General features: G+C 54.2%; 4 protein-coding genes. 3 read left to right on the forward strand and 1 reads right to left on the reverse strand.

The genetic code is table 11. From position 1 onward, the window contains the following. Nucleotides 1–194: 194 nt before the first annotated feature. Complete coding sequence (locus DWV32_RS09930; RefSeq protein WP_117583300.1) at nt 195–755, reverse strand: TetR/AcrR family transcriptional regulator; 561 nt, start codon at nt 753–755, stop codon at nt 195–197. A gap of 143 nt (nt 756–898) precedes the next feature. Here DWV32_RS09930 and DWV32_RS09935 point away from each other — a divergent pair, with 143 nt between their 5' ends. The 3 genes from DWV32_RS09935 to DWV32_RS09945 are packed head-to-tail and all read left to right on the forward strand — an operon-like array spanning nt 899 to nt 2,681. After that, nucleotides 899–1,099: a hypothetical protein gene (locus DWV32_RS09935; RefSeq protein WP_117758035.1), complete on the forward strand. Its 201-nt coding sequence runs from the start codon at nt 899–901 to the stop codon at nt 1,097–1,099. Continuing rightward, nucleotides 1,096–1,785: a radical SAM mobile pair protein A gene (locus DWV32_RS09940; RefSeq protein ID WP_117758036.1), complete on the forward strand. Its 690-nt coding sequence runs from the start codon at nt 1,096–1,098 to the stop codon at nt 1,783–1,785. Before DWV32_RS09935 ends, DWV32_RS09940 begins: the two co-directional genes overlap by 4 nt. Next, complete coding sequence (locus DWV32_RS09945) at nt 1,773–2,681, forward strand: radical SAM mobile pair protein B (RefSeq protein WP_055252675.1); 909 nt, start codon at nt 1,773–1,775, stop codon at nt 2,679–2,681. The genes DWV32_RS09940 and DWV32_RS09945 overlap by 13 nt, the downstream gene beginning before the upstream one ends. The last annotated feature ends 280 nt before the right edge of the window (nt 2,682–2,961 follow it).

Below are 2,961 nucleotides of genomic sequence, written 5' to 3' on the forward strand. Positions count from 1 at the left end.
AGCGTAAACATCTCGGGCGGCTCGGCTCCGCTGCAGCTCGGAAGCAAGGCAGGGGCGATTCAGGCAGATTTGGGCGCGCTGCTCTCGGTGGCGCGGGCAGGTGGCGAGTAACGCGGAGCGGTAGACGCGCAATGAGGTTTTAGCCGCAGCCTCCGAACGAGAGGGCTCGGAGGCTGGTATTCCTGAATCGCAGGTCACGATGGGTTATCGGAATCGCGAAGAGCGGATACCGCCAGTAAGCCCCCTTCGGAATAGGCGTTGAGCAGCTCCTGGGCATGGGTGAACTCGGGGCCTCGTCTCCAGCCGAGCAGGCGGTTGACGGCCAGATTGCCCTGGACGTTGTGGACGAAGAGCAGGAAGGCGTCTTCGCGTGAAAGCCCTGTTTTCTCCATGACCCAGGGAACCATCTGCTCCGCTCCGCGTTCTATGACGCGCTGGGCTACGCGAGCGTATGAGTCGCTGTCCGAATAAAGCAGGCGATAATCGTCGTCTGCCGGCGGACGCTGGCAAAGCGTTGCCGATTCAACCCCCTCAAGCGGGGGAGCCGCTGCCAATGCCTCGTCGATAAGCGCATCGAGCAGCGCGTACTTATCCTCGTAATGCAGATAGAACGTTCCCCGGTTGATCTCGGCGCGGCGGCAGATGTCTGCCACCGTCATCTTCGCGAAGCCGACCTCGGCCAGCAGCGCGAAGAACGCCTCCTGTATGACTGAGAGGGTGTAGCGCCGCCGGCGGTCGATCTTGGTTTCTCCCATCGCCTCTCCAATCTGAGTCGTTTGACAATGTCCAGTAGCTGTTCGTTTATCGACAGGTGCACGCGTTTGTTCATTGCCCCTGCGAAAATCAACAAGGATACTGTTTATAGACACCTGTTTTTTATAGCTGAAAGGGAGCACGGATGACCCTGTGCGAGAAGCTCGGCATCGGGCTTGTCAGCCGATCGTTTTCCCATCGGGCCGTCTATCGAAACGGCGGCACGTCATACAATTTGAGCGATTGCGAGCCTGCTGCTTGCAAGCAAGATATCGAGGCTTTTGCCCGCAAGGTGGGGAAGGCTGATTGCGTGTTTACGGGAGAGGCAGGTAGGCAGGCGTTATGAGCATCTGCATCAAAAATCAGATTCAGAATATGAATATCGTCATCGGCTGCACGGTGGGGTGTCCATATTGCTATGCCCGTAACAATGTGAAACGTTGGCATATGATTGACGACTTCGCTGATCCTGCGTTCTTCCCGAGCAAGCTCAAGATGATGGAAAAGAAACGCCCGCAGAACTTTCTCCTTACCGGCATGAGCGATCTCTCCGGGTGGAAGCTGGAATGGCGAGACGAGGTATTTGCAAAGATCCATGAGAATCCACAGCATCAGTTCCTGTTCCTGACCAAGAGACCCGATTTGCTGGATTTAGATACCGACCTGGAAAACGCATGGTTCGGCGTTACGGTGACGAGGAAAGCGGAGCTGTGGCGTATCGACGCCCTTCGGAAAAACGTCAAAGCAAATCACTTCTTCGTTACTTTTGAGCCGCTATTCGACGATCCCGGTACGGTCGACCTTTCCGGAATCAACTGGATCGTCGTCGGTACCATGACCGGGGCGCAGAGCAGGAAGGTTCATACGGAACCGGAGTGGGCATGGTCTTTGACGGACCAGGCGCACGCGCTTGGCATTCCAATGTTTATGAAGGAAGACCTCGTCTCTGTCATAGGGGACGAATACATGATTCAGGAATTGCCGGAAGAATTCGAAAGAGTGCTGGAGGTGCAGAGAACATGGCGGAAGTGATCGATGGAATCCTCATCAATGAGGTGGAAGCAAAGAACATCATGACCAAGTCCAGCCTGCCGGTAGGCGGCTACTCGGTCAATCCCTATGTAGGCTGCACGCATGCCTGCAAGTATTGCTATGCCTCCTTTATGAAGCGCTTTACCGGACACAAGGAGGAATGGGGCACCTTTCTTGATGTGAAGCATTGGCCGGAAATCAAGAATCCGAAGAAATACGCTGGACAGCGGGTGGTTATCGGTTCTGTGACGGATGGCTACAATCCACAGGAGGAGCGATTCGGGAATACCAGGAAACTCCTGGAGCAGCTGATTGGCAGCGATGCAGATATTCTGATCTGCACAAAGTCCGATCTTGTGGTACGGGATATCGATCTGCTGAAGAGGCTTGGACGAGTGACCGTTTCATGGTCGATCAACACGCTGGATGAGAACTTCAAGAACGATATGGACTCCGCGTCGAGCATCGAGCGTCGTATCGCTGCTATGAAGCAGGTGTATGACGAAGGTATCCGTACGGTCTGCTTCGTGTCCCCGGTATTTCCCGGCATCACGGATTTTGAGATGATTTTTGAGCGAGTAAAAGATCGGTGCGATTTGTTTTGGCTCGAAAATCTCAATCTTCGGGGTGGTTTCAAAAAAGCGATCCTGGATTATATCGCCGAGAAACATCCCAATCTCGTACCGCTTTACGATGAGATCTATAACAAGCGCAACCGTAGCTATTTTGAAGCGCTTGAAGTAAAAGCCGAGGAAATGGCCAAGAAGTACGATTGCCCCTTTGTGGACAACGAAATGCCTTATGGCAGAGTCCCCCAGGGGCATCCGGTGATCGTGGACTACTTCTATCACGAGGAAGTCCGAGGGTCGGATAATAGCGGAAAAAGAAATCGTTAAACGGAAACCGACGACGATTCGCTCGAGCGATTAGCGTCCACGCGTGGCTTCTGCCGATTGGCGCAACGGGCGACGGATTAAGGGATCGCTCGGGCGGATGATCCCGCTGCAGTACAGGCGGTCGCTCAATTTAGCGGCATGAGCGTTTTCGCACGGAAAACCAGTATCCCCTGTGCCGAGTTTAATCGTAGCGAATACAATGGGCACTGAGCATCAATCGAAAGTAGTCAAGAGCCTTTTCGACGGCTTCTACCACCTCTACCCCAGCCTCGAGCAGCAG

Source organism: Collinsella sp. AF04-24 (genome assembly GCF_003465685.1).
GTDB classification, from domain to species: Bacteria; Actinomycetota; Coriobacteriia; order Coriobacteriales; family Coriobacteriaceae; genus Collinsella; species Collinsella aerofaciens_AP.

Excerpts from the sequence above, each read along its gene's own strand:
- DWV32_RS09940 (WP_117758036.1), top strand. The coding sequence starts at position 1,096 with ATGAGCATCTGCATCAAAAATCAGATTCAGAATATGAATATCGTCATC.
- DWV32_RS09945 (WP_055252675.1), top strand. The coding sequence starts at position 1,773 with ATGGCGGAAGTGATCGATGGAATCCTCATCAATGAGGTGGAAGCAAAG.
- DWV32_RS09935 (WP_117758035.1), top strand. The coding sequence starts at position 899 with ATGACCCTGTGCGAGAAGCTCGGCATCGGGCTTGTCAGCCGATCGTTT.
- DWV32_RS09930 (WP_117583300.1), bottom strand. The coding sequence starts at position 755 with ATGGGAGAAACCAAGATCGACCGCCGGCGGCGCTACACCCTCTCAGTC.